The sequence below is a fragment of the Brevundimonas sp. FV1ps31S genome (assembly GCF_058681265.1).
Window position 1 is genome coordinate 1,189,727 of sequence record NZ_CM178735.1, and the last position, 24,714, is coordinate 1,214,440.

At 66.2% G+C, this 24,714-nt stretch carries 29 protein-coding genes and 1 riboswitch; of the genes, 16 read left to right on the plus strand and 13 right to left on the minus strand.

Annotated features, from left to right (window positions below; all coding sequences use genetic code 11):
* Nucleotides 1-43 precede the first annotated feature (43 nt).
* The 4 genes from efp to ACVPT3_RS05500 all read right to left on the minus strand — a co-directional run bounded on the left by efp (nucleotide 44) and on the right by ACVPT3_RS05500 (nucleotide 2,067).
* Complete coding sequence (gene efp / locus ACVPT3_RS05485) at nucleotides 44-610, minus strand: elongation factor P (protein ID WP_492043184.1); 567 nt, start codon at nucleotides 608-610, stop codon at nucleotides 44-46.
* Nucleotides 611-710: 100 nt separating this feature from the next.
* On the minus strand, nucleotides 711-1,271 hold the full coding sequence (locus ACVPT3_RS05490; RefSeq protein ID WP_492043185.1) for a TspO/MBR family protein: 561 nt from the start codon (nucleotides 1,269-1,271) through the stop codon (nucleotides 711-713).
* A 55-nt stretch (nucleotides 1,272-1,326) separates the two neighbouring features.
* Nucleotides 1,327-1,569: a helix-turn-helix domain-containing protein gene (locus ACVPT3_RS05495; RefSeq protein WP_054765434.1), complete on the minus strand. Its 243-nt coding sequence runs from the start codon at nucleotides 1,567-1,569 to the stop codon at nucleotides 1,327-1,329.
* On the minus strand, nucleotides 1,570-2,067 hold the full coding sequence (locus ACVPT3_RS05500; protein ID WP_492043186.1) for a DUF2975 domain-containing protein: 498 nt from the start codon (nucleotides 2,065-2,067) through the stop codon (nucleotides 1,570-1,572).
* A 97-nt stretch (nucleotides 2,068-2,164) separates the two neighbouring features.
* Here ACVPT3_RS05500 and ACVPT3_RS05505 point away from each other — a divergent pair, with 97 nt between their 5' ends.
* Together ACVPT3_RS05505 and ACVPT3_RS05510 are read left to right on the plus strand one after the other, a co-directional pair.
* Nucleotides 2,165-3,097 (plus strand): ABC transporter ATP-binding protein, encoded by a 933-nt coding sequence (locus tag ACVPT3_RS05505; protein WP_492043187.1) that lies wholly within the window; start codon nucleotides 2,165-2,167, stop codon nucleotides 3,095-3,097.
* The gene (locus ACVPT3_RS05510; RefSeq protein WP_492043188.1) at nucleotides 3,097-3,819 is read left to right on the plus strand and encodes an ABC transporter permease; all 723 of its coding nucleotides are present in this window, start codon (nucleotides 3,097-3,099) and stop codon (nucleotides 3,817-3,819) included. The genes ACVPT3_RS05505 and ACVPT3_RS05510 overlap by 1 nt, the downstream gene beginning before the upstream one ends.
* Before the next feature lie 6 nt (nucleotides 3,820-3,825).
* Here ACVPT3_RS05510 and bfr read toward each other — a convergent pair whose 3' ends face one another.
* Both bfr and ACVPT3_RS05520 read right to left on the minus strand, forming a co-directional pair.
* The gene (gene bfr, locus ACVPT3_RS05515; protein ID WP_492043189.1) at nucleotides 3,826-4,326 is read right to left on the minus strand and encodes a bacterioferritin; all 501 of its coding nucleotides are present in this window, start codon (nucleotides 4,324-4,326) and stop codon (nucleotides 3,826-3,828) included.
* A 142-nt stretch (nucleotides 4,327-4,468) separates the two neighbouring features.
* The gene (locus ACVPT3_RS05520) at nucleotides 4,469-4,654 is read right to left on the minus strand and encodes a (2Fe-2S)-binding protein (RefSeq protein ID WP_292087385.1); all 186 of its coding nucleotides are present in this window, start codon (nucleotides 4,652-4,654) and stop codon (nucleotides 4,469-4,471) included.
* Nucleotides 4,655-4,773: 119 nt separating this feature from the next.
* Between ACVPT3_RS05520 and thiE the strand changes: the two genes are divergently transcribed.
* The 3 genes from thiE (at nucleotide 4,774) to ACVPT3_RS05535 (ending at nucleotide 8,052) form a co-directional block, all read left to right on the plus strand.
* Complete coding sequence (gene thiE, locus ACVPT3_RS05525) at nucleotides 4,774-5,427, plus strand: thiamine phosphate synthase (protein ID WP_492043190.1); 654 nt, start codon at nucleotides 4,774-4,776, stop codon at nucleotides 5,425-5,427.
* A 75-nt stretch (nucleotides 5,428-5,502) separates the two neighbouring features.
* Nucleotides 5,503-7,185, plus strand: coding sequence for a sensor histidine kinase (locus ACVPT3_RS05530; RefSeq protein WP_492043191.1), 1,683 nt, complete (start codon nucleotides 5,503-5,505; stop codon nucleotides 7,183-7,185).
* A gap of 483 nt (nucleotides 7,186-7,668) precedes the next feature.
* A complete protein-coding gene (locus ACVPT3_RS05535; protein WP_492043192.1) occupies nucleotides 7,669-8,052 on the plus strand; it encodes a hypothetical protein in 384 nt (127 codons plus the stop codon).
* 3 nt (nucleotides 8,053-8,055) lie between these two features.
* Here the strand turns inward: ACVPT3_RS05535 and ACVPT3_RS05540 are convergent, their stop codons facing one another.
* The 4 genes from ACVPT3_RS05540 to ACVPT3_RS05555 form a co-directional block, all read right to left on the minus strand.
* Entirely contained in the window at nucleotides 8,056-8,397 is a 342-nt protein-coding gene (locus tag ACVPT3_RS05540; protein ID WP_492043193.1) for a VOC family protein, read from the minus strand.
* Between the two features lie 188 nt (nucleotides 8,398-8,585).
* Nucleotides 8,586-9,002, minus strand: coding sequence for a GNAT family acetyltransferase (locus tag ACVPT3_RS05545; protein ID WP_492043194.1), 417 nt, complete (start codon nucleotides 9,000-9,002; stop codon nucleotides 8,586-8,588).
* Nucleotides 8,999-10,084 (minus strand): chorismate synthase, encoded by a 1,086-nt coding sequence (gene aroC / locus ACVPT3_RS05550; protein WP_492043195.1) that lies wholly within the window; start codon nucleotides 10,082-10,084, stop codon nucleotides 8,999-9,001. Before aroC ends, ACVPT3_RS05545 begins: the two co-directional genes overlap by 4 nt.
* Nucleotides 10,085-10,157: 73 nt before the next feature.
* Nucleotides 10,158-10,892 (minus strand): DnaJ C-terminal domain-containing protein, encoded by a 735-nt coding sequence (locus ACVPT3_RS05555; protein ID WP_492043196.1) that lies wholly within the window; start codon nucleotides 10,890-10,892, stop codon nucleotides 10,158-10,160.
* A 109-nt stretch (nucleotides 10,893-11,001) separates the two neighbouring features.
* Between ACVPT3_RS05555 and pdxH the strand changes: the two genes are divergently transcribed.
* Together pdxH and ACVPT3_RS05565 are read left to right on the plus strand one after the other, a co-directional pair.
* Entirely contained in the window at nucleotides 11,002-11,676 is a 675-nt protein-coding gene (gene pdxH / locus ACVPT3_RS05560; RefSeq protein ID WP_492043197.1) for a pyridoxamine 5'-phosphate oxidase, read from the plus strand.
* 80 nt (nucleotides 11,677-11,756) lie between these two features.
* Nucleotides 11,757-13,352, plus strand: coding sequence for a carboxylesterase/lipase family protein (locus ACVPT3_RS05565; protein ID WP_492043198.1), 1,596 nt, complete (start codon nucleotides 11,757-11,759; stop codon nucleotides 13,350-13,352).
* On the opposite strand, the gene ACVPT3_RS05570 is transcribed toward ACVPT3_RS05565, so the two are convergent.
* On the minus strand, nucleotides 13,349-14,413 hold the full coding sequence (locus ACVPT3_RS05570; RefSeq protein ID WP_492043199.1) for a L,D-transpeptidase family protein: 1,065 nt from the start codon (nucleotides 14,411-14,413) through the stop codon (nucleotides 13,349-13,351). The two genes, ACVPT3_RS05565 and ACVPT3_RS05570, sit on opposite strands and share 4 nt — an antisense overlap.
* Before the next feature lie 43 nt (nucleotides 14,414-14,456).
* Nucleotides 14,457-14,618, minus strand: a complete 162-nt coding sequence (locus ACVPT3_RS05575; protein WP_492043200.1) for a hypothetical protein — start codon at nucleotides 14,616-14,618, stop codon at nucleotides 14,457-14,459.
* Nucleotides 14,619-14,796: 178 nt separating this feature from the next.
* On the opposite strand from ACVPT3_RS05575, the gene ACVPT3_RS05580 reads away from it, so the two are divergent.
* The 3 genes from ACVPT3_RS05580 to ACVPT3_RS05590 all read left to right on the plus strand — a co-directional run bounded on the left by ACVPT3_RS05580 (nucleotide 14,797) and on the right by ACVPT3_RS05590 (nucleotide 17,850).
* Nucleotides 14,797-15,957, plus strand: a complete 1,161-nt coding sequence (locus tag ACVPT3_RS05580; RefSeq protein WP_492043201.1) for a GNAT family N-acetyltransferase — start codon at nucleotides 14,797-14,799, stop codon at nucleotides 15,955-15,957.
* A gap of 10 nt (nucleotides 15,958-15,967) precedes the next feature.
* Complete coding sequence (locus ACVPT3_RS05585) at nucleotides 15,968-16,894, plus strand: transcriptional regulator (protein ID WP_492043202.1); 927 nt, start codon at nucleotides 15,968-15,970, stop codon at nucleotides 16,892-16,894.
* 71 nt (nucleotides 16,895-16,965) lie between these two features.
* On the plus strand, nucleotides 16,966-17,850 hold the full coding sequence (locus tag ACVPT3_RS05590) for a GIN domain-containing protein (protein ID WP_492043203.1): 885 nt from the start codon (nucleotides 16,966-16,968) through the stop codon (nucleotides 17,848-17,850).
* A 134-nt stretch (nucleotides 17,851-17,984) separates the two neighbouring features.
* Here the strand turns inward: ACVPT3_RS05590 and ACVPT3_RS05595 are convergent, their stop codons facing one another.
* Entirely contained in the window at nucleotides 17,985-18,737 is a 753-nt protein-coding gene (locus ACVPT3_RS05595) for a porin (protein WP_492043204.1), read from the minus strand.
* A gap of 251 nt (nucleotides 18,738-18,988) precedes the next feature.
* A riboswitch (cobalamin riboswitch) is annotated at nucleotides 18,989-19,189 on the plus strand.
* Nucleotides 19,190-19,299: 110 nt separating this feature from the next.
* Here ACVPT3_RS05595 and metE point away from each other — a divergent pair.
* The 6 genes from metE to ACVPT3_RS05625 all read left to right on the plus strand — a co-directional run bounded on the left by metE (nucleotide 19,300) and on the right by ACVPT3_RS05625 (nucleotide 24,712).
* Complete coding sequence (metE, locus tag ACVPT3_RS05600; protein ID WP_492043205.1) at nucleotides 19,300-21,639, plus strand: 5-methyltetrahydropteroyltriglutamate--homocysteine S-methyltransferase; 2,340 nt, start codon at nucleotides 19,300-19,302, stop codon at nucleotides 21,637-21,639.
* Nucleotides 21,636-22,400, plus strand: a complete 765-nt coding sequence (locus tag ACVPT3_RS05605; protein ID WP_492043206.1) for an acyl-CoA thioesterase — start codon at nucleotides 21,636-21,638, stop codon at nucleotides 22,398-22,400. The genes metE and ACVPT3_RS05605 overlap by 4 nt, the downstream gene beginning before the upstream one ends.
* Nucleotides 22,401-22,695: 295 nt before the next feature.
* Nucleotides 22,696-23,001 (plus strand): 30S ribosomal protein S10, encoded by a 306-nt coding sequence (gene rpsJ / locus ACVPT3_RS05610; protein ID WP_105563630.1) that lies wholly within the window; start codon nucleotides 22,696-22,698, stop codon nucleotides 22,999-23,001.
* A gap of 21 nt (nucleotides 23,002-23,022) precedes the next feature.
* Nucleotides 23,023-23,772, plus strand: a complete 750-nt coding sequence (gene rplC, locus ACVPT3_RS05615) for a 50S ribosomal protein L3 (protein WP_008259444.1) — start codon at nucleotides 23,023-23,025, stop codon at nucleotides 23,770-23,772.
* Nucleotides 23,772-24,410, plus strand: coding sequence for a 50S ribosomal protein L4 (gene rplD / locus ACVPT3_RS05620; RefSeq protein WP_008260438.1), 639 nt, complete (start codon nucleotides 23,772-23,774; stop codon nucleotides 24,408-24,410). Before rplC ends, rplD begins: the two co-directional genes overlap by 1 nt.
* On the plus strand, nucleotides 24,410-24,712 hold the full coding sequence (locus ACVPT3_RS05625; RefSeq protein WP_008260292.1) for a 50S ribosomal protein L23: 303 nt from the start codon (nucleotides 24,410-24,412) through the stop codon (nucleotides 24,710-24,712). Before rplD ends, ACVPT3_RS05625 begins: the two co-directional genes overlap by 1 nt.
* The last annotated feature ends 2 nt before the right edge of the window (nucleotides 24,713-24,714 follow it).

Below are 24,714 nucleotides of genomic sequence, written 5' to 3' on the forward strand. Positions count from 1 at the left end.
AAGAAGGGAACCGACCCTGGACCAGGGCCGGCTTTAGGGGGTCTTAGTCGGCGCGGCGGACGTATTCGCCGCTGGTCGTGTCGACGATGATGCGCTCACCCGCCGACATGTAAGGCGGGATCATGATCCGCACGCCGTTCGAGGCGATGGCGGGCTTGTAGGAGGACGAGGCCGTCTGACCCTTCACGGTCGGCTCGGTCTCGGCGACTTCCAGCACGACCTGATCCGGCAGCTCCAGGCCGATCGGACGCTCTTCGTGCATCTCGATGACGACCTTCATGCCTTCTTGCAGATAGGGGATCCGCTCTTCGCCGACCCAGTCCTTTTGCAGTTCGATCTGCTCGTAGGTGGCGTCGTCCATGAAGACCAGGCTGTCGCCGTTGTCGAACAGATAGGAGAAGTCCTTCTGCTCCAGCGTCACGCGCTCGACCTTGTCTTCCGACCGGAAGCGCTCGTTCAGCTTGTTGCCGGTCTCGAGGTTCTTGGCCTCGACGTTGGCGAAGGCGCCGCCCTTGCCGGGCTTGACGTGGCTGGCCTTGGTGACGACCCACAGGCCGCCATTGTGCTGCAGGACCATGCCGGGCTTGATGGTGTTGCCGTTGATCTTCATGGGGTCACATCGGGAATGGAGTTGCGCCCACGCGCCCGGATGGGGCGTGGCGAATAGGGCGCGATCCCTAGAGGAAGCCCCGGCAAAGGGCAAGGCGGGCCTAGTGCAGGGTGCGGTCGCCCGAAGCCTGATCGACCTTGCGGTGCAGGATGTTGCCCAGACGGACGCCGCCGCCGGTCGGCGCAGCCATCTTGCCCGCACCCTCGTCCAGCTTGCGCGCCTCGTGGGCGAACGCGGCCGCAAGTCCGGCCGAAGATATAGCCGCCGCGACCTGTTTCCACATCGACGAGGGGCGCAGGCCCAGCCAGATGGCGTTGACAGTTTGGGCCGCGACCCACAGGCCCATGGCGCGCGTGCGCTCGCGCTGCGGCGGCGCGTTCCAAACGCGGACGGCCGACAGGGTCGTGGCCGAAAACACCGCCGGCAGGATCAGGCTGAAGGCGCCGTGCGGCTTCTCGGTGATCGGCAGGTCCTTGTCGCGGACATGTTTCAGCTTGCGCTTTGGCGTCAATGCGCCCGACGCGATGCCGGTCGCCAAAAGGGCGAAGCCCACGGTCAGCGCCACGCCCATCGCGACATGCCCCGCGCTCCGCCCCTCGCTGTTCAGCAGGTCCACAGCGGCGTCGCGCACGTCGTCGATGGCTTCGTCGATGTCAGTCATGGTCCGCTCCAGCTTGCCCGTCGGAATCAAATGGGCGGCGCCGGACACGGTTCCGTCAGACCTCGTCCGGCTCCACCGGTTCTGTCTCGCGCGGATCGAAATCATAGTCCAGCAGGTCGCCGGGCCGGCACTCCAGCACCGCGCACAGCCGCGCCAGGGTGCTGAATCTTATCCCCTTCACCTTGCCGGATCGGAACAGCGAGAACTGCGTCTCGCTCAGGCCCACCTGGGCGGCGACATCGCGCGCCTTCAGGCCTTTACGCACCATCAGATCGTTCAGGGTCACGCGAACGGGCATTCAGATCATCTCGTCCATCTCGGCCTGTAGTCGAGTCGCCTGATCCAGAACCCGACCGAGCAGGAACAGGGCGCCGCCGATCATGCCCAGGGTCATTCCCGCCACGTCGAAATAGGCCCAACTGCTCCGCTCGTCGCCCAGAAGCCGCATCAGGTTGGTGACGCCGAAGACGCTGAGCACCCCGCCAAAGCCCAGCGCCAGCCCCACGCGACGCAGCGCCGACGACAAGGTTGGCCGGATCAGCCGCCCCTTCGCCAGCTGCCCCAACGCCGACCCGATCGACCAGACGGCGAACAGGTAGAGAAGCGAAGGCGACGCCCAGACGATCTCCCGAAGCAGCAGCGTGAGATCTCTGTGTTCTCCGCGTACCGCAAACACCACCGGCACGATCACATACATCAGCGCCAAGATCGCGCCCACGCTGCAAACCATGAAAATCGCGAGCCAGCGGAACTGGCGGCACATGTGGCGGAAACGGGCGAGATCGTCGGCGGCCATGGGTCTGTCCGAGGGATAGAAATCTGTCTTGTCTTTAATCTTGACTTAAAAATAGACCGCTCGCAACTTTATCTGAGAGTTAAACAGGGGGTGCGATATGGCGGCGATCGAGACGGAGGGCCTGACGCGAAGCTTTGGGCGTCGGCGGGTAGTGGACGCGGTGTCCATGTGTGTGCCGGACCGGGCCGTCTACGGCTTCCTGGGGCGAAACGGCGCTGGCAAGACCACCACGATGAAGATGCTGATCGGCCTGTTGCGTCCGACCTCGGGCGTGGCGCGGGTCTGCGGCGTCGATGTGGCGCGGAATCGGATTGAAGCGGCGCGCAGGATCGGCGCCTTGCTGGAGGCGCACGGCTTCTATGTCCATCTGACGGGCCGAGAGAACCTGGACCTGACGCGGCGTCTGCTGGATCTGCCTGCGAGCGAGATCGACCGGGTGCTCGAGGTGGTCGATATGCTCCGCGACGGCGGTCGCCGGGTGTCCGACTATTCGCTCGGCATGCGCCAGAGGCTGGGTATCGCCCGAGCCATGCTGGGCGCGCCGCCGGTGCTGATGCTGGACGAGCCGACCAACGGCCTCGATCCGGATGGGATCGCCGACATGAGGCGATTCCTGCGCGCCCTGCCGGAACGGGCGGGGGCGACGGTCCTCCTGTCCAGCCACCTGCTCGGCGAGATCGAGCAGACCGCCAGCCACGTGGGCATCATCCATGAGGGGCGGCTGGTGGTGGAGGGCGAACTGGCGCGTCTGAAGGCCGAGCTGGCGCCCGAGATCGGTCTGAGGGTCGACGATCCCGACCGGGCTCGCGCCGTTCTGCGCGGCCGGGATCTGACCCTGGTCGAGGACTCCGACGGTCTGGTGGCCCGGCTGCGGCCCGGCGACGACCAGGACATCGTCTCCGCGGCCCTCAACCGCGACCTGATCGAGGCCGGGGTGTCGGTCTTCGCCATCGCGCCGCGCGCCCGTTCCCTGGAAGGGATCTATCGCGCCGCCTCCGCCATCACCTCCCATCGTCAGGAGACCGTCTGATGCTCGCCGTTCTTTCCGTTGAAGTCCGCAAGTTGAACCGGTCCCTGGCCCTGCTGCTGGCCGCCGCCGGACCCACGCTGATCGCCGTCTTCGCCTTCGCCATGGTGCTGCGGTCCGAGAAGTCGTCTGAATGGTCGATGTGGATCGGCAGCGGTACAGCGATCTGGGCCTATTTCATGCTGCCCATGTGCGTCACGGCCCTGACCGCCCTGATCGCTCACATGGAGCACGGGCCCCGCAGTTGGGACCACTTGCGCGCCCTGCCGGTGCAACGCTGGACCCTGTATGCGTCAAAAGCGATCTGCGTGATCGGCCTGGCGCTGATCATGAGCGCCGCCGTGCTCGCCATGACCATTGGGGCGGTGTTTATCGGCGGTCTCGTCAAGCCGGAGGCGGCGGCAGTGGGCCGACTTGATCTCCCGGCCCATGCCTGGATCCTGGCCAAGATCGCGGCCGCAGCGGTTTTGATGATCGCTCTGCAATTCTGGACGGCGATCCGGTTCGCCAGCTTCGTGCCCGGCCTGGTGCTGGGCATAGGGGGAACCTTCTTCGCCGTCGTGGCCACGTCGGCGAAACAGGGCGTCTTCATGCCTTGGCAAATGCCGGTGAACATCCTGGCGACGGAGGCGTGGCGCGTGCAGACGGCTTTGATGCTGGGCGGCGGCCTTGGGCTGGTCGTGCTCGCGGCGGCGGTGATTCACCTGGCCCGCCGCGAGGGCTGAGAGTGATCAGCCGCCGGTGGCGGAACTGTCGGTGACGATTTCCTTCATGGCCGACTGCAGATAGTTCTGCGCGCCCATCAGCTCGATCAGCTTGTGCTGGTTCTCGAGGAAGTCGATGTGCTCCTCAGTGTCCGCCAGGATCTTCATCAACAGGTCGCGGCTGACGTAGTCGCGGGTTTCCTCGCACTGGGTCACGGCGGCGGCGGTGGCGACGCGGCTGTCCAGCTCCAGTTGAAGGTCGGCGCCCAGGCATTCGATCGGATCCTCGCCGACCTTCAGCTTGTGCAGATCCTGCAGATTCGGCAGGCCGTCCAGGAACAGGATGCGTTTGATCAGCATGTCGGCGTGCTTCATCTCGCCGATCGATTCCTCGTAGATCACGTTCCCGAGGTGGGCCAGGCCCCAGCTTTCGAACATGCGGGCGTGCAGGAAATACTGATTCACCGCCGTCAGTTCGTTGGTGAGAACCGCATTCAGCGTGCGGAGGATCGCGGGGTCGCCCTTCATGGCCATGTCCTAGGTCTCGTTACGGCTCAATCGCCGCCTGTTCGGGACGCAATAACACAGTAGAATGGACTTTGTTTATTTGCGAGGTTTTATCACTGCATTGATAGTGCGAGTGATTTTCGACCAAGCTTGTTGAGCCGGACTATTCGGCCGCGAGTGCGAAGGCTTCGCGGCTGTCCTGGATCATCTGGCGCATCTCGCACACGCATTTGGCGCATTGGGCCTGGCACTGGTGGCTGGCGAAGATGTCTCGGGGACGGCAGGCCCCGGCCTCGATGGCCTGGGCGACGTCACGCTGGCGAAGGCCATTGCAGTTGCAGACGTACACGGGTGTTCTACGCGTTCTATCGACTGAGAATGGTTCGCTATATCACGCGCGCCGGCGATTGCAAGTCGTTCGCACGGGTGGGGCGTTGACGAAACGCCGCAGGAGAGGGAAGGGACCGCATGGCCCGAACATCGACCGTTCCCGATCGCCCGCCCTGCCGGCTGTATCTGATCACGCCCCCGTCGATCCCCGACCTGGACGCCTTCGCCGCGACCCTGGACGAAGCCCTGGGTGCAGGCGACGTGGCCGCCCTGCAGATCCGTCTCAAACCGGCCGATGACGCGTCGATTCGCTCAGCGGTCGCGATCCTGGCGCCCGTGGCGCGGCGGCATGGAGTGGCGGTGATCCTGAACGATCGTCCAGATCTTGCGCGCGCCACGGGCTGCGACGGGGTCCACATCGGTCAACAGGACGGCTCTCTGGCCGAGGCGCGGCGGATCATGGGGCCGGAGGCCATGATCGGCGTCACCTGCCATGACGACCGCGACCTGGCCTGGGACGCGGCGGAGGGCGGCGCCGACTATGTCGCCTTTGGCGCCTTCTACCCTACGGATACCAAGGAAACCTCCCACCGACCGTCTCTCGATATCCTGATGATCTGGCAGGAGACCGTCGAGGTTCCGTGTGTCGCGATCGGCGGCGTTACGGTCGAGACCGCCCAAGATCTCGCGCGTGCGGGAGCGGATTTTGTCGCAGTCAGCGCCGGTGTCTGGTCTTACGTTCACGGGGCCGCGTCTGCAGTAAAGGAGTTCAATCTTAGATTGAACTTTTAGCGCATTAACGTGTTTCAGGGGATATTAGGAACCCTGTGTTCTGATCGTCGGGCATTTATCCGCCCGAGACCCCCCATGATCATGAGCCGTGTGCTCGACATCGATATCGCCAGGCCGCCGACGAAGACGTCGGCGGTCGGTGTTCGTTCGCTTGACGCGAGAGACGGGGATCTTCTCGCTCACCCGATGATCCCCGTGGTGACCGGCGTCGTCGTGGCCATTCTCGCCGCCTTGGCTATCGGCTGGGCGCGCAGTTTGGGGCTGATTTCGGGCCTGTGGGGCGTGTGCGGCGTGGCTGTGGCTGTCTGGCTGCGGACCAGCCGGGGGCGGAGCCAGGATGTTGTTTTCGCCTTCGTCATGGCGATCAGCATCCTGATCGGGGAACTCATCGCCGGCTACAAGCCGGCGCTGGCCATCTTGTTCGCTTTCGCCAATATGGTGGAAATCATAGGGGCTGTCCTGTTGACGCGGCGTTTCGCCCCGACGCTCAACGTATCGAGCCTGGACGGCGCGGCGCGCTTCCTGATCTGCTCTGCAGTCCTGGCCCCTATTCCTGCGGGCGTGATCGCGTCGGCGGGGCTGGCTCAATATGGCTCAGGCGATATCATCGAGGCCTTCAATACCTGGTGGTTCGGTCACGCCCTGGGATTGGCCGTGATCGGCACATTCGGGCTTTCGCTGACCCGCTCGACATTGGCCCGGTTCACCCGGCCCCGCGCGCTTCTGGAAGCGGGTTTTCTGTTGGCTGCGGTCGTGGCCGTTCAGTATGTCGGCTTCGTCGGGCGGTTCGACGTGGACGTCGTGATGGTCCCGCTGCTGCTCTGCATGGCGGTAAGGACCGGCGTAGCCGGAACGGCGTTCAGCCTCCTGATCGTCGCCCTGTCGTCGGTCGGGGGCGCTATGCTAGGCCACGCGCCACCCTCTGATGAGATGAATCGCGTCCAGCAGATGATGCTGGCTCAGATCCAGGTCCTGGTCGGCTATATGCCGATTCTGCTGGTCGCGGCGCTGTTGGAAGAACGGGACCGTTTGTCCGAGCGCGCGCGCCAGGGACAGGACCGGGCCGAACTGGCGTCTGAGGCCAAGTCGCGTCTGCTGGCCAATGTGGCTCATGAGATCAAGAGCCCGGTCGCGGGGGTGATCGGCATAGGTCAGCTATGGTCGAGCGGCCAACTCGGCGCCATCAACGCCCGGCAGACCGAAATGGCCGATATGCTGGTCAAGACGGCGCGCCAGGTGGAGGCGCTGGCGCATGACCTGCTTGACGTGGCGCGGGCGGAATCCGGCGCGCTCAAGGTTGAACTGAGGCCGACTGATATCGCCGGTCTGGTGGAAGACGTCAGACGGACGGCAGCCGTCCGGCCCGAGGCGCTTTCGGTGAACCTGGAAGTCATGCTGGAAGGAGACGGGCTGGTCGCCTTGGCCGACTCCCAGCGATTGGTGCAGGTCATCAATAATCTGACAACCAACGCCTTGAAGTATGGCGCTGGTGGAGGCCGGGTGATCCTTCGGGCAGGGCGGACGGACAGGTGTGTTCGGATCGAGATCATTGATTTTGGCCCGGGGCTTTCTCTGCAGAAGCAGGAGCAATTGTTCGAACCTTTCAACCGCCTGGGTCTGGAGCGTTCCACCATCGAAGGACACGGCGTCGGCCTGGCCATTGCAAAACGGCTGGTCGAACTCCAGGGCGGCGCCATCGGGGTCATTTCTTCTCCCGGACAGGGCGCGACCTTCTGGGTGGAACTGCCTCGGGCCTAGAGCGGACTTGCGGTTCCGCCGGCGCCGCGCAATGGTCAAGCCATGTTCGCCATTGTTCTCGCCGCCACCCTCCTGTCCGGGCAGGATGCCTCGTCCAGTTCGCGTTCGGCCGCGGATCTGACGCGCGACCTGAACAGCGGTCCGCCGTTCAAGCCCACGACGCCTGTTCCGGCTCCGACGCCCGCTCCGGCTCCGGCGGCTGTTCCGCCTCCGAAGCTGGTCTCGCCGACGCAGGTTCCTTCGCCGCCTGCATCTTCATTGACCCGAGATCTCAATAGCGCGCCGCCTGCCGCGGTCGGTCCCGCCATGCGCCCGACAGTCACGCCTGTGCCGGCCCCGGCCCAGGCCCAGGTCCCCGCCCGAATCCCTGCGACCTCCGCCGCGCCCGTTCAGGTCCGTCCCGCGCCACCCTTACCGGCTCCGGCGGCGCGGCAAAGCCCTCTCCCGCCGGCCTCGACGCCTTCTCCTGCCGTCGTTGAGCCGATGTCGCCTGCTCCGGAGGCGCAGGGCCTCGACGCCGCCGGGATCGCCGGCCTGCCCTTCACGCTTGACCTCCCTTCGGGCGTGTCGCTGACGTCGTCGCGGGCTGGGGCCGACGCGCGCATCTACGCCGTCCGTCGAGGGGAGGCTGTGCTGGCCATGATCTATGCGGGGCCGGCGTCGCAGTTTCCGATCTACGACGGACAGATGGTGCAGGCCGGCGGCCGGGCTTCCGTCGTGGTGACGGAAGGGGGGCGACGTCTGGCGATGGAGCATCTGTTCCGGCGCGCTGAAGCGCCCCAGCATATCCATGTCTGGGTGGCGGCGCCCGGCGGCGCCGACCGCGATCTGGCCGAACGGATCGCCCAGTCGGTCGACGCACGTTAGGCGTCAGGCGTCGGACCAGACCGCCATTTCGGTTCCCGCCGGATCGGTGAAATGGAACCGTCGCCCGCCGGGGAAGGCGTAGACAGGCTTCACGATCTTTCCGCCCGCGGCCTCGACCCTCGACTGCATGGCCTCCAGGTCACGGGCGAACAGGACGGGGAGGGGCGTCGGGGTCCGCTCGGCCTGATCGGCGTCGAAACCCCCGTCCAGACCCTGGTCGAAGGCCGCATAGGTCGGTCCATAGTCCACAAAGGTCCAGCCGAAGGCCTGACTGTAGAACGCCTTGGTGGCGGGCAGGTCGGCGGCGGGCAGTTCGAGGTAGTCCAGTTTTCCGTCTTCACGCACGGTTGATCTCCCGGGATGTCGCGCCACCGACGAACCTCTCTTGCACGCCGCCCCGATGTGCGCAAACTTGCAAACGGTTCGCAGTTGCAGGAGTCGGCGATGATCGTGATGACGACGGGTCTGACCGGCCTGATGGCCCTTATGCGGCAGGAAGAGAAGCCGAGGGACCGGGCGGTCGGCGGTAGCTCTCAGCCGTCCAACCTAAGGCCGAGCACGATCACATCCTGTCGCTCCAAGCCCAGTCGTTGATAGAAAACCAAAGCCGCCTCATTATCTGCGCGGACCATCAGCTGAAGTTTGGGGGCGCCTTTAACCATCAGCCAGTCCTGCGCCGCCGCCATCAGGCTGCGCCCCAATCCGTTGCGACGGCGGCCAGGATCAACCGCCAGATAATAGATCCAGCCGCGATGGCCGTCGCAGCCGACCATGATCGTCCCGCTGATCCCCGTCTCATCCGCCGCGACCAGCACGGTGGAGGTCGCGCCGTCCTTCGCCAGCTTAAGATCCGCAGCCGGGTCGTTCCAGGGACGGGTCAGCCCACACACGGTCCATAGGGCGATGACGGACTCGTCCTCCCCTTCGCGGATGGGGCGGATGTCCGTCATCCGACCTGGGCGCGGTGCCGCAGGAAGGCGTCGGCCAGGACGCAGGCGGCCATGGCCTCGACCACCGGCACAGCCCGCAGGGCGACGCACGGATCGTGGCGGCCCTTGGTGCGCAGGTCGGTCTCTTCACCGTCGCGGGTGATGGTCTGGCGCGGCGTCAGGATCGAGGAGGTGGGCTTGAACGCAACCCGCGCCGTCACCGGTTGCCCCGTGGATATCCCGCCCAGCACCCCGCCCGCATGGTTCGACAGGAAGACCGGCTGCTTGTTCAGGTCCAGCCGCATCTGGTCGGCGTTCTCCTCGCCCGACAGTTCTGCGGCGTCGAATCCCGCGCCGATCTCCACGCCCTTGGCGGCGTTGATCGACATCAGGGCGGCGGCCAGTTCGGAGTCGAGCTTGCCATAGAGCGGCGCGCCCCAGCCGGCGGGCACGCCCGTCACCTCCAGCGCCACGACGGCGCCGATGGATGAACCGGCCTTGCGGACCTCGTCCAGATAAGCCTCCCACTCCGCCACGACGGCGGCTGAGGCGGCGAACAGGGGGTTGTCGTGCACGGCGTCGAAGTCGATGGCGTCCGGCGCGATCCGGTGCGGGCCGATCTGCACGACGCCGGCGCGGATCTTCACGCCGTCGCCCAGCACCCTGCGCGCCACCGCTCCCGCCGCCACCCGGCTGGCGGTCTCGCGCGCCGACGACCGTCCGCCGCCGCGCGGGTCGCGCACCCCGTATTTGGTCTGATAGGTGAAGTCGGCGTGGCCAGGGCGATAGGCGCGCGCGATCTCGCCATAGTCCTTGGACCTCTGATCCTCGTTCTGGATCAGGATCGAGATGGGCGTGCCGGTGGTCACCGGGCCGTCGCCGTCGTCGAACACGCCCGACAGGATCTGCGCCGTATCGCTTTCGCGCCTCTGGGTCACGAAGCGCGATCCCCCGGGCTTTCTCTGGTCCAGCCAGGGCTGAAGATCGGCCTCGGTCAGAGGGATCATCGGCGGGCAGCCATCGACGACGCAGCCGATTGCCGGCCCATGGCTCTCGCCCCAGGTGGTCACGCGAAACAGATGGCCGAAGGTGTTGTGCGACATGGCCGACCCTAATGGTCGAGGACGGCGGCGAGGTCCAGTGTCTGAGCGGGAAACCGGGCGCAGCGCGCAGGCTTTAGGCCGCCATACGCTCCGGCGCCCAGGCGCGGGTGAACCGGACCAGCAGGTCCTCGGCCGGAGAGGGGGCTTCCGACGACGGCGTCAGCGTCACGAAAAGATGGCCTTGGGCGCGGGGCCCTCTCGCCGGCAATCCCAGTCCCTTGAACCGCACCCGCGCCGGCGCGGCCATCTCCGGGGTGATCCAGGCGGACCGTGGCCCCGCATGGGTCTCGACCTCCACCCGGCCGCCGTCCTGAAGCAGCCGCGACGGGGTCGGCCAGTTCATGAACAGATCGTCGCCCAGGACCGAAATCCCGTCTTCGGGCCGGATCAGAACGGCCAGATAGAGATCCGCGCCATCAGCTCCGCCGCCCCTCAGTCGCAGATGCTCGCCGGTCCGAAGGCCGGCGGGGGCTGCGACCCTTATCGTGCGGTCACCCAATCTCAGGTCCGTCTTGGCCCCTGTGATCGCCTGCATGGGGCTCAGAACCAGGATCGGGCTTGAGGCGGGACCAGGCTTGGGCGGGGCTAGGCTTGGCCGGGTCGGAGCGTACGTCTGGATCAGGCGATAGGCGGCGATGACGCGCCGGAACCGTTCGGCGTCGCCCCCCTGTTGGTCAGGATGCGCCCCTTTCACCGCCGCGCGGAAGGCGGCTTTCAGCGCCTCGGCGTCGGCCGCGCCGTGCAGACCCAGGGTGGCCAGCGCCTCCCGAATGGCGGCGGCGTCGGATGTGGGGCGGATAGCGCTCATTCCCCTACCGTTCGCGTGATAGGGTCAATGCGCGGTTAACTGCGATTCGATCTCTGGCGTTTTGATCCCGATCATTTCCTCGCGTCTATCCCCGGGTTAGAGAACCGACATGACCGTTCCCGTGATCCCGCCCAGCCCGTCGCGTGAGGAATACGCCCGCGACTATGCCGCCGCGCTCGCCGCCAACGGCGATGAGACCATCTTCGAACGACCCGAGCCCTTCGGCCTGTTCGTCGAGTGGCTGGCCGAGGCCAGGGCGCACGAGATCAATGATTCCAACGCCATGACCCTGTCGACGGTCGATGCCGAAGGCCTGCCTGACGCCCGCATCGTCCTGCTGAAGGACATCGACGACCGGGGCTTCACCTTCTATTCGAACCGCGAGAGCGCCAAGGGGGTCGAACTGGATGCGCGCCCGGTCGCCGCCCTGACCTTTCACTGGAAGTCGCTGCGACGTCAGGTCCGGGTGCGGGGCCAGGTCGAGCCGGTGACGGCGGAAGAGGCCGACGCCTATTTCGCCAGCCGTGCGCGCGAAAGCCGGATCGGCGCCTGGGCTTCGGACCAGTCCCGGCCTCTGGACGCCCGCGAGGCCCTGGAGGCCGCGGTCGCGCGCGAGACCGCCCGGTTCGAGGGCGAGGACGTGCCCCGGCCAGAGCGTTGGTGCGGCTGGCGGGTCCTGCCCCGGACGATCGAGTTCTGGCGGGACCGCCCGTTCCGCCTGCATGATCGGTTGCGCTTCATCCGTGCTGGCGACGCCTGGACGCGCGAACGCCTCTGGCCATAGCGAACTGTGCGCCTCTCGGCGTCGGGATACGCAACGCCCGGACTGCGTTAGTCAGGGTCTCGCCACGGCCAAGGTTCTTCATGCGTCTTCTGCCGCTTCTGTTCGCATCACTGCTTATGTCGGCGTGCGCCACCCATCCCGGCAAGGTCGATCAGGTCCGGTTCGCGGCGGACGCACGACCCGTCGTGGCCATGACGGAGGCGGGCGCGGTGCGGGGGGTGCAGGGGGCGGGCGTGCGCGCCTTTCTGGGCGTCCCCTTCGCCCGGCCGCCGGTCGGCGAACTTCGATGGCGGGCGCCCCAGCCGGTCCAGCCCTGGACCGGCGTGCGGGATGCGCGCCGGCTCGGCGCCGACTGCACCCAGGCGATCGGCCGCAAGGCGATACTCGGCGGAGGGGGCGGGATCGTCTTCGGGTCGGAGGACTGCCTGTATCTGAACATCTACACCCCCGCTCAAGAGCCTGCCCGGCCCTGGCCGGTGATGGTCTATGTTCCCGGCGGCGCCTTCACCATCGGATCCGGGGCCAACTACGACCCGTCCAGACTGGCCGCTGACCAGGGGCGGATCGTCGTCACGTTCAACTATCGCCTTGGCGCACTGGGATGGCTGGCCCACCCGCAGTTCCAGGCCGCGGGCGAGGGGTTCGGCGGCAATTTCGGCCTGATGGACCAGCAGGCGGCGCTGAAATGGGTTCACCAGAATATCGCGGCCTTCGGAGGGGACCCTTCGGACGTCACGCTCTTCGCCGAAAGCGCGGGCGCGTGGACGGCCTGTTATCTGATGACGTCTCCCGCGTCGGAGGGCCTGTATCAGCGGGTCATCATGCAGAGTGGCGGCTGCCTGGAGCCCTCATCCCTGGTCAGCGCCCCGCAGGCGGCGCAGTCCGGGCCGATGTTCGCCGAGGGCCTGGGCTGCGTCGGCCCGGATCAGATGGATTGCCTGAAGGGCCTGCCGGCCTGGCGTCTGGCGCGGGCGCCGTCGTTGCGGGCGGGGATCAACGGGCCGGGTTCGTGGGGGCCGGTTCATACCGACGCCACTGTGCCTGAGAACCCCGCAGTCGCCATCCATGAGGGCCGGTTTACCCGCGTGCCGGTCATTATCGGCACCAATCTGGACGAGGGCCGGTTGTTCGCCAACGAGGTGAAGGACATGGACCGCTATCGAAAGGAAACGATCTGGATGTACGGAGATTTCGGCGCGCGGGTGCTGGATCGATACCCGGTGGGTCCCGAGGGACCAGCCTACGCCATAGCGGCCAATTTTACCGATCAGAGGTTCGCCTGTCCTTCCCAGGCCCTGCGTCGGCAACTCGCTCGCTACGTGCCGGTCTGGGGTTATGAGTTCGCCGATCGGGGCGCGCCCTTCATCCTGCCGGATTGGCTCGTGGGGCTGGATCTCGGCGCCTACCACGCCAGCGAACTGGCGTATGTCTTTGGAACGAGCTGGATCTTCGCCGACGTGAAGCGGTTCACGCCGCAGCAGAAGGCGCTGTCCCAGAGGATACAGAGCCTGTGGGCCAGGTTCGGCCGCGACGATTTGGAGGCCGAATGGCCGCGTGTCGAAGGCGCGGGACCGGTGCGGGTGTTCGCGCCCGACGGCGACCGGCTAGATCCCGACTTCTTCGGCCGCCACCACTGCGACTTCTGGGATGGCGGCCCGTTCGGCGCGGTCCACTAGACAAACCGAACCATGACGCCCGGCTTCACCTTTTCAGCCAGGGTCAAGGCGTCCCAGTTGGTCAGCCGCACACATCCGTGCGAGGCCGTCTTGCCGATCAGGTGCGGATCCGGCGTCCCGTGAATGCCGTAGCTGGGCTTGTCGAGGTCGATCCACACCACGCCCACAGGATTGTTCGGCCCCGGCGCCACCACGACCTTACGGTCCAGATCGCCATAGCTGAGCTTGGACGGGTCATAGACATAGTCGGGATTGCGGGCGACGCCGTTGACCTTGACCGTGCCGGTCGGGGTCGGGTTGTCGCTGCTGCCGATCGTGGCGGGGAAATAGGCGAGCAACTTGCCGTCGGCGTCGAAGGCCTTCACCGCTCCCTCGTCCTTGTTCACCTCGATCGTACTCACCTCGGCGGGCAGGGGGGTGTCATTGATCGCCGGCACCAGCAGCTTCTGGCCGACGCGGCCGAAGTCCGCGCCGGGGTTCATGGCGCGCAGCAGACCCTGGGTGACATGGAACCGTTCGGCCAGAGCCTCGACGATATTGGCGTAGCCCATGGCCTCCACCTCGCCCTGCGCCGCCAGTTCGGTCGGAACCGTGCCCAGATAGGGTCCGGATATGTCCTGCTGCGTGATCTCGTAGGTGGAGGTCACCGGGCCCATCGCCCCCGCCCGCAAGCGGCCCATGACCTCCGCGCTCAACTCGCCGTCGACCGGCATGTTTTGGGCCTTCTGGAACGCCGAGACGGCCTGACGCATGTTCGATCCCGCCAGTCCGTCGATGGCGCCGGGTGAGAATCGCGCCCGTTCCAGCAGGACCTGAGCGCGAATGAGCGCAGGATCCGGCTGTGCGGGCGGTTGCGGCTGGGACTGAGAGGGGGGCGTCGGGGCGGGCGGCGAATAGGCGGTGTTTTCGATGGCGTCGCGCGACAATGGGCCGGTTCGCCCCACCTCGGCTGCAGTTCGTGTCGGATCCGATTGGGCGCTCCGATCCGGCTCCGCTCGATTACAGGCGGCCAGGGCGAGGAGGGCGAAGCAGGGGGCGAGGTAGGCGGAACGGCGGATCATAAAGGGTCTTTCAATGAGTGCGACGGGCTGGTGGAGACTGAGGTCAGTTCTCTTCGCCCGTGGCGGGATCGGTCGCGGTCTCTCCGGAATTGCTCGAGCCTTCGGATCCCTTGGGTTCGGTCGCGGGGCGAGGCGGCTCTCCATCCTTGTCCGGACGCAGATTTTCGTTCTCGATCTTGCGGTTGTCGGGACGGGCGTCGGTCATGCGATCTCTCCAGGCGGAGCCTGTCCCCGCCATCAGGCAACGCGCGGGCGGCGGCGGGGCTCCCGTCCCGATCCAGGTCATTCGTCGTTCACCATCCCGGTGAACCGTACCGAAACGGGCCAGGGCGCAGGCTTGGATCTGGAACGGCCCTTGCTGCTCAGGGGTGATGAGGACGCGCATGACCCGGACGCTGCAGGTCGAGATCATCAAGGCGGAGGCGCTGGACGCCGCCGCGATCGCCCTGTGGCGCGACTGGACGGCGACCAATCCTGCACTGGCCAGCCCTTATTTTCGTTGGGACTATACGGAAATCGCCGCCCGCGTCTGTCCCGGGGCGGCGGTGGCGGTGTTTCGGCGTGACGACAGGATCGTCGGCTTCTTCCCCCACCAGAAACGAGGCGGGGCGGTGCAGCCGCTGGGGGCGCCGATGAACGACTATCACGGCGTGATCGCCGCCGCCGGAGATGTCCTTGCTCTGGAGGATGTGGCGCGTCTGCTCGGCGCGCGACGTTTGAACGTGCCCGGCTGGATCGGTGAGGCCGAGACCGGTCAGGCGCGCGAGACCGTGCAAGTCGCCATGCCCGAGCCCGGGTATGACGCCTGGTACGCCGAGCGCCGCTCGACGTTCGGCAAGTATTTCAAGGACAAGGAGAGGGCGCGCCGCAGCCTAGAGGCGGAACTGGGACCGATCCGGGTGGAGCGGGGCCTGCGCGATCCGGCGCTGCTGGACCATCTGATCGACCTGAAGGCGGCGCAGTATCGGCGTTCGGGCCTGCACGACATCTTCGCCTGCGGCTGGACGCGCGATCTGCTGCACGCCCTGATGGCCGAGCCGCGCGCGGACTTCGGCGCCTCGATGGCGGCGATGCGCGCCGGCGAAAAGCTGGTGGCGGTGGAGTTCTCACTGCACGCTGGGCGACACTGTCATTTCTGGTTCCCCGTCTATGAGCCGACGCTGGCGCGGTGTTCGCCGGGCATCCTGCTGAGCATGGACACGATGCGGCTGGCGGCGGGCGAGGGGTTCCGGGTGTTCGACTTCGGGTTCGAGGGCGAGAGCTACAAGAAGTATTTCGTCAACGCTCGCCAGACCGTGCGCGAGGCCGTGGTGCTGCAGCCCGGCCTGACCCGGGCGCTGGGCGACGCCGCCGTGGGCCTGCTGGACCGCGCCGGCGGTCGGGGCGAGGCGGTCAGGGCGTCGCTGCGACGGCGCTGGGCCACCATCGAAGCCTGCGAGCCCACGCCCGTCGGTCGGTTGAGGGGCGCCGCCGTCGCGGCGCGATCCGCCGTCCGCAAGGCCGCCGCCAGGAAGAAGACGCCGACGCGCGTCGCCCACGCTTGAAGGGGCCGTCATGACTGAACGCCGCACCCGCTACCCGGGGCCGATCGCCGAGGCGAAGACCCACGCCCATACGTTGATCGATCAGGGCTTCGCCGAAGACGCAGCCCTGGCCGCCGTCCTGGATCGCTATCCGGCCGAGCTGTTCGACATCAACCTGTACGACTACGACGACGAGGGGCAGGTCAGTTTGCGCACCGGCGCGCGGGGGCGGCTGTCGGGCGAGGAACTGCTGGAGGCGATCAAACAGGGCCGGCTATGGGTCAATCTGCGGCAGGTCGAGACCGGCTGGCCCGAACTTTGGGCGGCGGCCATGAAGGATTTCGCCGCGATCCAGGCGACCTATCCGGGGATGCGGGCGGTCAAGAACGCCGGGCAGTTGATCCTGTCGTCGCCCAAGGCGCGGGTGCCCTATCATTTCGACGCGGCGGGAGTGGTGCTGTTCCACCTGCGCGGGCGCAAGCGGTTGTTCGTCTATCCGGGCGACGAGGGGCATCTGCCCGAGCGCAACATGGAGCAGGTCGTCGCGCGCCAGACGACCGAGGAACTGCCCTATAGGCTGGCTTTCGAGAACGACGCCCAGGTGATGGATCTGGAGCCGGGCCGGGCGCTGACCTGGCCGCTGTATGCGCCGCACCGGGTGGAGAATCTGGACCGGTTCTGCGTCAGCCTGTCCATGGATTTCCAGACCTGGCCGTCGCGGTTCCGAAACGGGGCGCTGTTCACCAATGCGGTGATCCGCAGCCGGGGCGGCAGGCCGCGCTTCACCGACGGCATGACGACGCCTGAGCTCGCGGCGCGGTGGGTCGCATCCCTGGCGCTGAAGCGGGTCGGCGCGATGAGGAGTCGGATTGCGACGTTCGAGCGTGACTTCGAACCTCGCCTCGGCGTCGCCGATGGCGCGGGTGCGCTGGGCGGCCCCGTTAATTCGAGTTCATGACCTCGAGTTAAAATGACTCCCGCGTGGCGGACGCGCACCTTCTCCTCATATCCGGGAAGGGAAAGCCGCACATGAAGACCGCACTGATCGCCGCCACCACAGCCGGGCTGATGACCGTCGCCGCTGCACCCGCTTCGGCCGCAGAAGTTGAAATCCGCAATGCTGTGGCCCGCGTCGTCGTGATCGTGGAGGACCGTCAGGACATCGGCGTGGAGGTGACGCAAGGCCGGTCGCGCCTGCCTCAGATCCAGGTGCGACGGTCCGGCCGCGATGTCGAGATCGACGGCGGGCTTCGCCGCAACGGCGTCTGGGGAAGAAGTGACAGCATACGCAACTGCAACTCAGGCCGCATGGATGCAGCCCAGCCGGGACAGGGTGCCACGGTCGAGGTGCGGGATCTGGGGCGCATCCGTCTGGAGGACGCTCCCATGATCGTGGTGCGGACGTCACGCAATGTGGACGTGAGCGCCGGCGGGGCCGTCTTCGGCGCCGTGGGACGCGGCGCGCGCTCCGTCGAATTGGATAGTGGTGGATGCGGGACCTGGACCATCGCCAATGTCGACGGACCGCTCGAGCTGGGCGTCGGCGGGTCAGGGTCAATCCGCGCCGGCACATCCCGGTCGCTGGAAGCCAATGTCGGCGGATCGGGTTCGATCTCTGCAGGGGCGACCGGAGATTTCGAGACGGCGGTGGGCGGTTCGGGCAGCGTCGAAGTGGCCAGCGCCAACGGCCGGGGCGACGTCTCCATCGGCGGTTCCGGCGGCGTCAATATTCGCCAGGGCCGCATGGACAAGCTGTCAGTGGCTATCGGCGGCTCGGGCGACGTCCGCTTTGGCGGAACCACACGCGACCTCAGCGTCGCCATAGCCGGGTCGGGCGATGTTCGCGTCGCGGCCGCCACTGGATCGGTGTCCCGCACGGTCGTCGGCTCGGGCACACTTCATATCGGGCGCTAAGACCCGTCTCTCCGCCGCGAGAGGAAAGGCCCCCGGTCGTGGAACCCCGGGGGCCTTTTTCGTGTCTGCAGCAAAGAAAAAGCCCCGGCGGATCGCTCCGCCGGGGCTTCTGGTTTCAGGAAAACCTGAAGGGCTTAGAAGGCGCCCAGGACGCTCGTGATCGACGAGACGCCCAGGCCGGCGCCGGCGCGGTCACGCGCTTGCAGACCACCGCCGAAGCTGTAGCGCAGGCCCAGCGACCAGGTGTCGACGTCGATCGAGTCGATGTCGGCGCGGGTGTAGGAAGCGCCGACCGAGAACGGGGTGTTCTCGATTTCGTACTCGGCGCCGACGCCGTAGGTCCAGGCGTCCACGTCGCCGCCGTCGAAGTCGACGTTGTTGTAGCTGACGCCGGCGTTCAGGCGCAGGTTCGGCATGACGTAGAAGGCGGCGTCGCCGCCGACGGTCCAGATGTCGGCGTCCACGTCGTCAGCCGTGGTGTAGGCGACCAGGCCGGTCAGGGTTGCGTTGGAGAGGTACTTCTGGGCTTCGGCGCCGACGGTCCAGACCGGGTCGTTGCCCGAGCCGATGTCGTTTGCGGCGACGAAGGCGCCGGCGCGGACGTCCGAGGTCCACATCTTGGTCAGGTGAGCGGCGGCGACGCCAGTGACGTCTTCTTCACCGAAGGCCTTGGTGTAGTCGATGGCGCCGTTCAGGGTCACGGTCCAGTCGGCGGCCGGCAGGGCGACCGTGCCGTCCACGGTCCAGACGTCGGCGTCGACGTCATCGCCGGCGACTTCGATCGACGGGTTGGAGTAGGTCACGCCGACCGAACCGATGGCGTCTTGGGCGAAGGCCGGAGCGGCGAACAGGGCGGCGGCGGCCGTAGCGAGGAGGATCGTCTTCATTTTCTTTTGTCCTTAGCAGTCTCGACCCGGATGGGGGTCCGGGGAGGGTTGCTGCTATCAGGAGTAGGCGAAGCTGAGCATTAAACCGTCGTTACCTAAGTGTCTTGAAACTGTCGTGTGGCTCATCCGCCACGCCTTGTGGTCGCAATGTGTCAGGGGTGGGCGCTTCTCGGGGCAAAGGGTTAAGATCGGTCAATCATATAATCGTATAAGCATATCCTTATATTTATTGACGGCTGGCTGATTGTGAGGCCATCTTCAGCCGTCGTGGTCTCCCCGTGCCTTCCGGCGCGTGGAGCTAAGAGGGAAGCCGGTGTGAAACCGGCGCTGCCCCCGCAACTGTAAGCGGCGAGTCGAGGGTCCATCTCGTGTCACTGGCGTTCGCGCCGGGAAGGCCGGGCCCGAGGCGCCGACCCGTGAGCCAGGAGACCTGCCCCGACAGATAACGTCCTCCGGCGGGGTGTCCGGTCAGGCCGCATGCGCGCCGCCGGACCCTGCACGTCCGCGTCGGCGTCCGCGCGACCCTGTCCGAAGCCTGGCCACAACACAGGTTTCGAATGTCATGACCCGCCACCCCGTCCAGGTCGCCACCTTCGGCTTTCCCCGCATCGGCCCCAAGAGAGAGTTGAAGACCGCGCTCGAGGCTTACTGGGCCGGGAAGCTCGACTCCGAGGCCCTGCTGTCCACCGCCGCCGACCTGCGCGGCCAGACCTGGGCGCGTCAGCGCGACCTGGGGGCGGACATCGTGCCCTCCAACGACTTCTCTCTTTATGATCAGGTGCTCGATCTGACAGCCATGGTCGGCGCCGTGCCGACCGCCTACGGCTGGAGCGGGGAACGGGTCGATCTGGCCACCTATTTCGCCATGGCCCGCGGTTCGCGCGGCGACGACGAGGTCTGCGCACACGGCCATGTCCATGCGAGCGGCGAGGGGACGCCGGCGATGGAGATGACCAAATGGTTCGACACCAACTACCATTATCTCGCGCCGGAATTTACAGCCGACCAGGTGTTCCGCCTGGGCTCGACCAAGGCGCTGGATGAATATCTGGAAGCCAAGGCCCAGGGCATCGAGACCCGGCCCGTGCTGCTGGGTCCGGTCAGCTATCTGCTTCTGGGCAAGACGCCGGGCGAGGCGTTCGACGTGCTCAGCCTGCTGCCGCGCCTGCTGCCGGTCTATGCCGAGGTGCTGCGGTCATTGGCCCGCGCCGGCGCCACCTGGGTCCAGATGGACGAACCCTGCCTGGTCACGGATCTCAGCGGCGAGGCGAAGGCCGCCTATGACCACGCCTATCGCGTGCTCACGGATGTGACGCCGCCGATCAAGCTGATGCTCACGACCTATTTCGGCGCCTTGGGCGATAATCTGGACACGGCGCTGCGTCTGCCGGTTCACGGCTTGCACATCGACCTGATCCGCGCGCCGGAGCAACTGGCGCTGGTCGCCTCGGCGGCGCGGGTAGATCAGGTCCTGTCTCTGGGCGTCATTGACGGCCGCAATGTCTGGAAAGCTGACCTCAACGCCGTGCTCGACAAGGTCGAGCCCTTGGTCGCTTCGGGGCGCAAAGTGGTGATCGCCCCGTCGTGCTCGCTTCTCCACACGCCGATCGATTTGGAGCGGGAAACGGCTCTTGATCCTGAGATCAAGGACTGGCTGGCTTTCGCCGTGCAGAAGGTGGCCGAGCTGGCGATCGTGGCGCGGGCATTGAACGAAGGGCGGGCGGCGGTGAAGGCGGCGCTGGACGCCTCGGCGGCCTCCATCGCCTCGCGCCGCACCTCGCCCCGCATCAATGATCCGAAGGTTCAGGCTCGTGCGGCGGATGCCGACCCGGCCCTGGCGCGCCGAACCTCCTGCTTCGAAATCCGGCGCCAGGTCCAGCAGCGGCGTCTGAACCTGCCCGCCTATCCGACCACCACCATCGGCTCCTTCCCCCAGACGGCCGAAGTCCGCAAAGCGCGCGCCGACCACGGCAAGGGCGTCATCGACGATGCGGCCTACGCCGCCTTCCTGCGCGAAGAGACGGCGCGGACGGTGAAATGGCAGGAGGACCTGGGACTGGACGTTCTGGTCCACGGCGAGTTCGAACGTAACGACATGGTCCAGTATTTCGGGGAACAGCTGTCCGGATTCGTCTTCACCAAGGCCGCCTGGGTGCAATCCTATGGCTCCCGCTGCGTCCGCCCTCCGATCATCTACGGCGACGTATCGAGGCCCCAGCCGATGACGGTGGAATGGTGGCGTTACGCCCAGTCCCTGACTGACCGGCCAATGAAGGGGATGCTCACCGGGCCGGTGACCATTCTGAACTGGTCCTTCGTGCGCGACGATCAACCGCGCAGCACCACCTGCCGCCAGATCGCCTTCGCCATCCGTGACGAGGTGGTGGATCTGGAGACGGCCGGCGCCGCCGTGATCCAGATCGACGAGGCGGCCCTGCGCGAGGGCTTGCCCCTGCGCCGCGCCGACTGGGCGGACTATCTGGACTGGGCGGTCGAAAGCTTCCGCATCACGGCCTCGGGCGTCCGGGACGAGACCCAGATCCACACCCATATGTGCTATTCGGAGTTCAACGACATCATCCAGTACATCGGGGCCATGGATGCGGACGTCATCTCCATCGAGACCTCGCGCTCGAAAATGGAGCTGCTCGACGCCTTTTCCGACTATCGCTATCCGGCCGAGATCGGGCCGGGCGTCTATGACATCCACTCGCCGCGTGTGCCGTCGGTAGACGAGATGTCTGCTCTGCTGACGGCGGCGGCGGGCAAGCTGCCCGCGGATCGGCTGTGGGTGAACCCGGACTGCGGCTTGAAGACCCGCGCCTGGCCGGAAACCGAGGCGGCGCTGGCCAATATGGTGTCGGCCGCAAAGGCCGCGCGTCAGGAGGCCGTCGCGGCGTGAGCGTCACACTTATAGATATGGTGTTTCCAGGGGACGCCAATCACCATGGCACCTTGTTCGGAGGCGTCGGACTGGCGCACCTCGATAAGGTCGCCTTCCTGGCCGCCGCGCGTCATGCGCGGCGGCCGATCGTGACGGCCGGGTGCGAGCGGATCGACTTCGCCGCCCCCGCCCGGACAGGCGAGATGGTCGAGGCGACGGGTCAGATCGTGCGTGTGGGGCGCACCTCGATGGGTGTCGAGGTCGAGCTCTGGGCTGAGGCGCCGGTCAGCGGCGACAGGCGGCTGTGCACGCGGGGCGTCTTCAACATGGTGGCGCCGCGAGAGGAAGGGCAGGGTGACCTGCCGCCTCTGATGGAGGGCGCGCCTCGGGACGACGGCTGGCTGAGGGCGGCGGAAATGGTCTTCCCGACCTGGACCAACCACTACGGCACCCTCTACGGCGGTGATGCGCTGAAGCTGATGGGCAAGGCGGCCTTCATCTGCGCCACGCGCAAGGCGAGAGCTGTGATGGTCATGGCGGCGTCAAACCGCATCGACTTCTCGTCCTCTATAAGAGAAGGAGACATGGTCGAGCTGGCGTCGCGCGCGACGAAGGTGGGCCGGACGTCTGTGACGATTGAAGTCGAGCTGTGGGCCGAGGCCCTGCTGACGGGTGAAAGGCGGCGGTCCGCAGTGGCTGAGTTCGTCATGGTGGCGGTCGACGAAGCCGGCCGACCCAGGACGATTTCACGGCCGGCGCCGTCGCTGGAAACAGCCTGACGAAATCCTGTCGCAGCACCGGTTTGCGCGCTTGACGAAATCAGAATCGATAGGCATAAGCCACCACTCTTGTTGGACCGGCTGTGCAGTTCGCTGCAAACGCGGTTCGCAGGAACGACCTAAGTCACTGTTCTTTGCAGCTTCTTGGGACTTCAACGGCCTTCGCGGGCAACTGCGTGGGCCGATCGTTTTTGCGGATTTGCGTTCCCTGAGGGCTATATGCCCGAAGGCCTTCGGTCTTTGAAATGGTTCACAGGGACGCGGTCCTCCGACCGCATTGGAAGTAAGCACCGATATGGATCAAAGCATCCGCATCAGGCTCAAGGCCTTTGATCACCGCGTCCTCGATTTCTCGACGCGCGAGATCGTTAATACCGCCAAGCGCACCGGCGCGACCGTTCGCGGTCCGATTCCGTTGCCGACCCTGATCGAGAAGTTCACCGTGAACCGCTCGCCGCACGTCGATAAGAAGTCGCGTGAGCAGTTTGAAATCCGCACGCACAAACGCGTGCTCGACATCATCGACCCCACCCCGCAGACCGTGGACGCGCTCATGAAGCTCGACCTGTCCGCCGGTGTGGACGTCGAGATCAAGATTTAAAGTAGAAAGAGGCGGGATCCGATGCGCACGGGCGTGATCGCCAAGAAGCTGGGCATGACCCGCGTGTTCGCCGATGACGGCGCGCACGTACCGGTCACTGTGCTGCAGCTCGACGGCTGCCAGGTCGTCGGCCAACGTACCCAGGAGCGTGACGGTTACGTCGCTCTCCAGCTGGGCGCTGGCACGAAGAAGGCTAAGAACACCAACAAGGCTCAACGCGAGACCTTCGCCAAGGCGGAAGTCGAACCGAAGGCCTATGTGACCGAGTTCCGCGTCGATGCGGAAGGTCTGCTGGACGTGGGCGCCGAGCTTTCGGCCGAACACTTCGTCGTGGGTCAGAAGGTCGATATCCAGGGCGAGACCATCGGTAAGGGTTTCGCCGGCGCTATGAAGCGCTGGAACTTCGGCGGTCTGCGCGCCACGCACGGTGTTTCGCTGTCGCACCGTTCGCACGGTTCGACGGGTAACCGTCAGGATCCGGGTCGCACCTTCCCGGGCAAGAAGATGGCCGGCCACTACGGCGCCGAAACCGTCACCACCCAGAACCTGACCGTCGTCCGCGTGGACGCCGAGCGTGGCCTGATCCTGATCAAGGGCGCTGTCCCCGGTCACGACGGCAGCTACGTCAAGGTTCGCGACGCCATCAAGAAGGCTCGCCCGGCCGACGCTCCGTTCCCCGGTGCGCTGAAGTCGAGCAAGTCTGCTGCTCAACCCGCCTCGACTCCGGCTGAAGAAGCCCCCGTCGAAGCGACCGAAGGCGGTGAAGCGTAATGAAGCTCTCTGTCATCCAACTCGACGGCAAGGCCGCTGGCGACGTGGAACTGTCGGACGCCGTCTTCGGCATCTCTGACATCCGCGGCGACATCCTGGCCCGCACCGTCAACTGGCAACTGGCCAAGCGCCGCGCCGGTACGCACAAGGTTCAAACCCGCAACGAGAATTCTCGTACGGGCAAGAAGATGTACAAGCAAAAGGGCACCGGCGGCGCTCGTCACGGTTCGCGCCGTGCACCGCAGTTCGTCGGCGGTTCGCGCGCCTTTGGTCCGGTCGTTCGCGACCACGGCTTCTCGCTGCCGAAGAAAATCCGCGCGCTGGCTCTGCGTCACGCCCTGTCCTCCAAGGCGAAGTCGGGCGACCTGATCGTCGTCGACACCGTCTCGGTCAAGGAAGCCAAGACCGCCTCGCTGCGCGAGACGCTCGGCAAGCTGGGCTGGACCAAGGCTCTCATCATCGCGGGTCCGGAAGTCGACACGAACTTCGGCCTGGCCGCACGCAACATTCCGCACATCGACGTGCTGCCGAACGCCGGCCTGAACGTCTATGACATCCTGCGGGCTGACAAGCTGGTGCTGACCAAGGCCGCCATCGAGGCGATCGAAGCCCGCTTCAGCGATAAGGAAGCCGCGTAATGGCCGCTCAACCTACCGCCAAGCACTACGACACCATCCTGGCTCCGGTGATCACCGAGAAGGCCACGATCCTGTCCGAGCAGAACAAGGTCGTCTTCCGCGTCGCCGACACGGCGACCAAGGACGAGATCGCCGCGGCGGTCGAAAGCCTGTTCAAAGTCAACGTCCTGAAGGTCAACACCCTGGTTCAAAAGGGCAAGACCAAGCGCTTCCGGGGTATCCTGGGCCGTCGCGTGGACATCAAAAAAGCAATCGTGACCCTGGCCGACGGCCAGTCGATCGACGTGACCACGGGGCTCTGATC

What these genes read in the sequence shown, in the direction of transcription:
- rpsJ (WP_105563630.1), top strand. Translation starts at nt 22,696, where the DNA reads ATGGATCAAAGCATCCGCATCAGGCTCAAGGCCTTTGATCACCGCGTC.
- ACVPT3_RS05595 (WP_492043204.1), bottom strand. Translation starts at nt 18,737, where the DNA reads ATGAAGACGATCCTCCTCGCTACGGCCGCCGCCGCCCTGTTCGCCGCT.
- ACVPT3_RS05505 (WP_492043187.1), top strand. Translation starts at nt 2,165, where the DNA reads ATGGCGGCGATCGAGACGGAGGGCCTGACGCGAAGCTTTGGGCGTCGG.
- pdxH (WP_492043197.1), top strand. Translation starts at nt 11,002, where the DNA reads ATGACCGTTCCCGTGATCCCGCCCAGCCCGTCGCGTGAGGAATACGCC.
- aroC (WP_492043195.1), bottom strand. Translation starts at nt 10,084, where the DNA reads ATGTCGCACAACACCTTCGGCCATCTGTTTCGCGTGACCACCTGGGGC.
- ACVPT3_RS05545 (WP_492043194.1), bottom strand. Translation starts at nt 9,002, where the DNA reads ATGACGGACATCCGCCCCATCCGCGAAGGGGAGGACGAGTCCGTCATC.
- ACVPT3_RS05535 (WP_492043192.1), top strand. Translation starts at nt 7,669, where the DNA reads ATGTCGCCTGCTCCGGAGGCGCAGGGCCTCGACGCCGCCGGGATCGCC.
- ACVPT3_RS05510 (WP_492043188.1), top strand. Translation starts at nt 3,097, where the DNA reads ATGCTCGCCGTTCTTTCCGTTGAAGTCCGCAAGTTGAACCGGTCCCTG.
- metE (WP_492043205.1), top strand. Translation starts at nt 19,300, where the DNA reads ATGACCCGCCACCCCGTCCAGGTCGCCACCTTCGGCTTTCCCCGCATC.
- ACVPT3_RS05625 (WP_008260292.1), top strand. Translation starts at nt 24,410, where the DNA reads ATGGCCGCTCAACCTACCGCCAAGCACTACGACACCATCCTGGCTCCG.
- ACVPT3_RS05585 (WP_492043202.1), top strand. Translation starts at nt 15,968, where the DNA reads ATGACTGAACGCCGCACCCGCTACCCGGGGCCGATCGCCGAGGCGAAG.
- ACVPT3_RS05570 (WP_492043199.1), bottom strand. Translation starts at nt 14,413, where the DNA reads ATGATCCGCCGTTCCGCCTACCTCGCCCCCTGCTTCGCCCTCCTCGCC.
- ACVPT3_RS05565 (WP_492043198.1), top strand. Translation starts at nt 11,757, where the DNA reads ATGCGTCTTCTGCCGCTTCTGTTCGCATCACTGCTTATGTCGGCGTGC.
- ACVPT3_RS05590 (WP_492043203.1), top strand. Translation starts at nt 16,966, where the DNA reads ATGAAGACCGCACTGATCGCCGCCACCACAGCCGGGCTGATGACCGTC.
- ACVPT3_RS05580 (WP_492043201.1), top strand. Translation starts at nt 14,797, where the DNA reads ATGACCCGGACGCTGCAGGTCGAGATCATCAAGGCGGAGGCGCTGGAC.
- bfr (WP_492043189.1), bottom strand. Translation starts at nt 4,326, where the DNA reads ATGAAGGGCGACCCCGCGATCCTCCGCACGCTGAATGCGGTTCTCACC.
- thiE (WP_492043190.1), top strand. Translation starts at nt 4,774, where the DNA reads ATGGCCCGAACATCGACCGTTCCCGATCGCCCGCCCTGCCGGCTGTAT.
- ACVPT3_RS05530 (WP_492043191.1), top strand. Translation starts at nt 5,503, where the DNA reads ATGATCATGAGCCGTGTGCTCGACATCGATATCGCCAGGCCGCCGACG.
- rplC (WP_008259444.1), top strand. Translation starts at nt 23,023, where the DNA reads ATGCGCACGGGCGTGATCGCCAAGAAGCTGGGCATGACCCGCGTGTTC.
- ACVPT3_RS05575 (WP_492043200.1), bottom strand. Translation starts at nt 14,618, where the DNA reads ATGACCGACGCCCGTCCCGACAACCGCAAGATCGAGAACGAAAATCTG.
- ACVPT3_RS05490 (WP_492043185.1), bottom strand. Translation starts at nt 1,271, where the DNA reads ATGACTGACATCGACGAAGCCATCGACGACGTGCGCGACGCCGCTGTG.
- ACVPT3_RS05500 (WP_492043186.1), bottom strand. Translation starts at nt 2,067, where the DNA reads ATGGCCGCCGACGATCTCGCCCGTTTCCGCCACATGTGCCGCCAGTTC.
- ACVPT3_RS05495 (WP_054765434.1), bottom strand. Translation starts at nt 1,569, where the DNA reads ATGCCCGTTCGCGTGACCCTGAACGATCTGATGGTGCGTAAAGGCCTG.
- rplD (WP_008260438.1), top strand. Translation starts at nt 23,772, where the DNA reads ATGAAGCTCTCTGTCATCCAACTCGACGGCAAGGCCGCTGGCGACGTG.
- ACVPT3_RS05555 (WP_492043196.1), bottom strand. Translation starts at nt 10,892, where the DNA reads ATGAGCGCTATCCGCCCCACATCCGACGCCGCCGCCATTCGGGAGGCG.
- efp (WP_492043184.1), bottom strand. Translation starts at nt 610, where the DNA reads ATGAAGATCAACGGCAACACCATCAAGCCCGGCATGGTCCTGCAGCAC.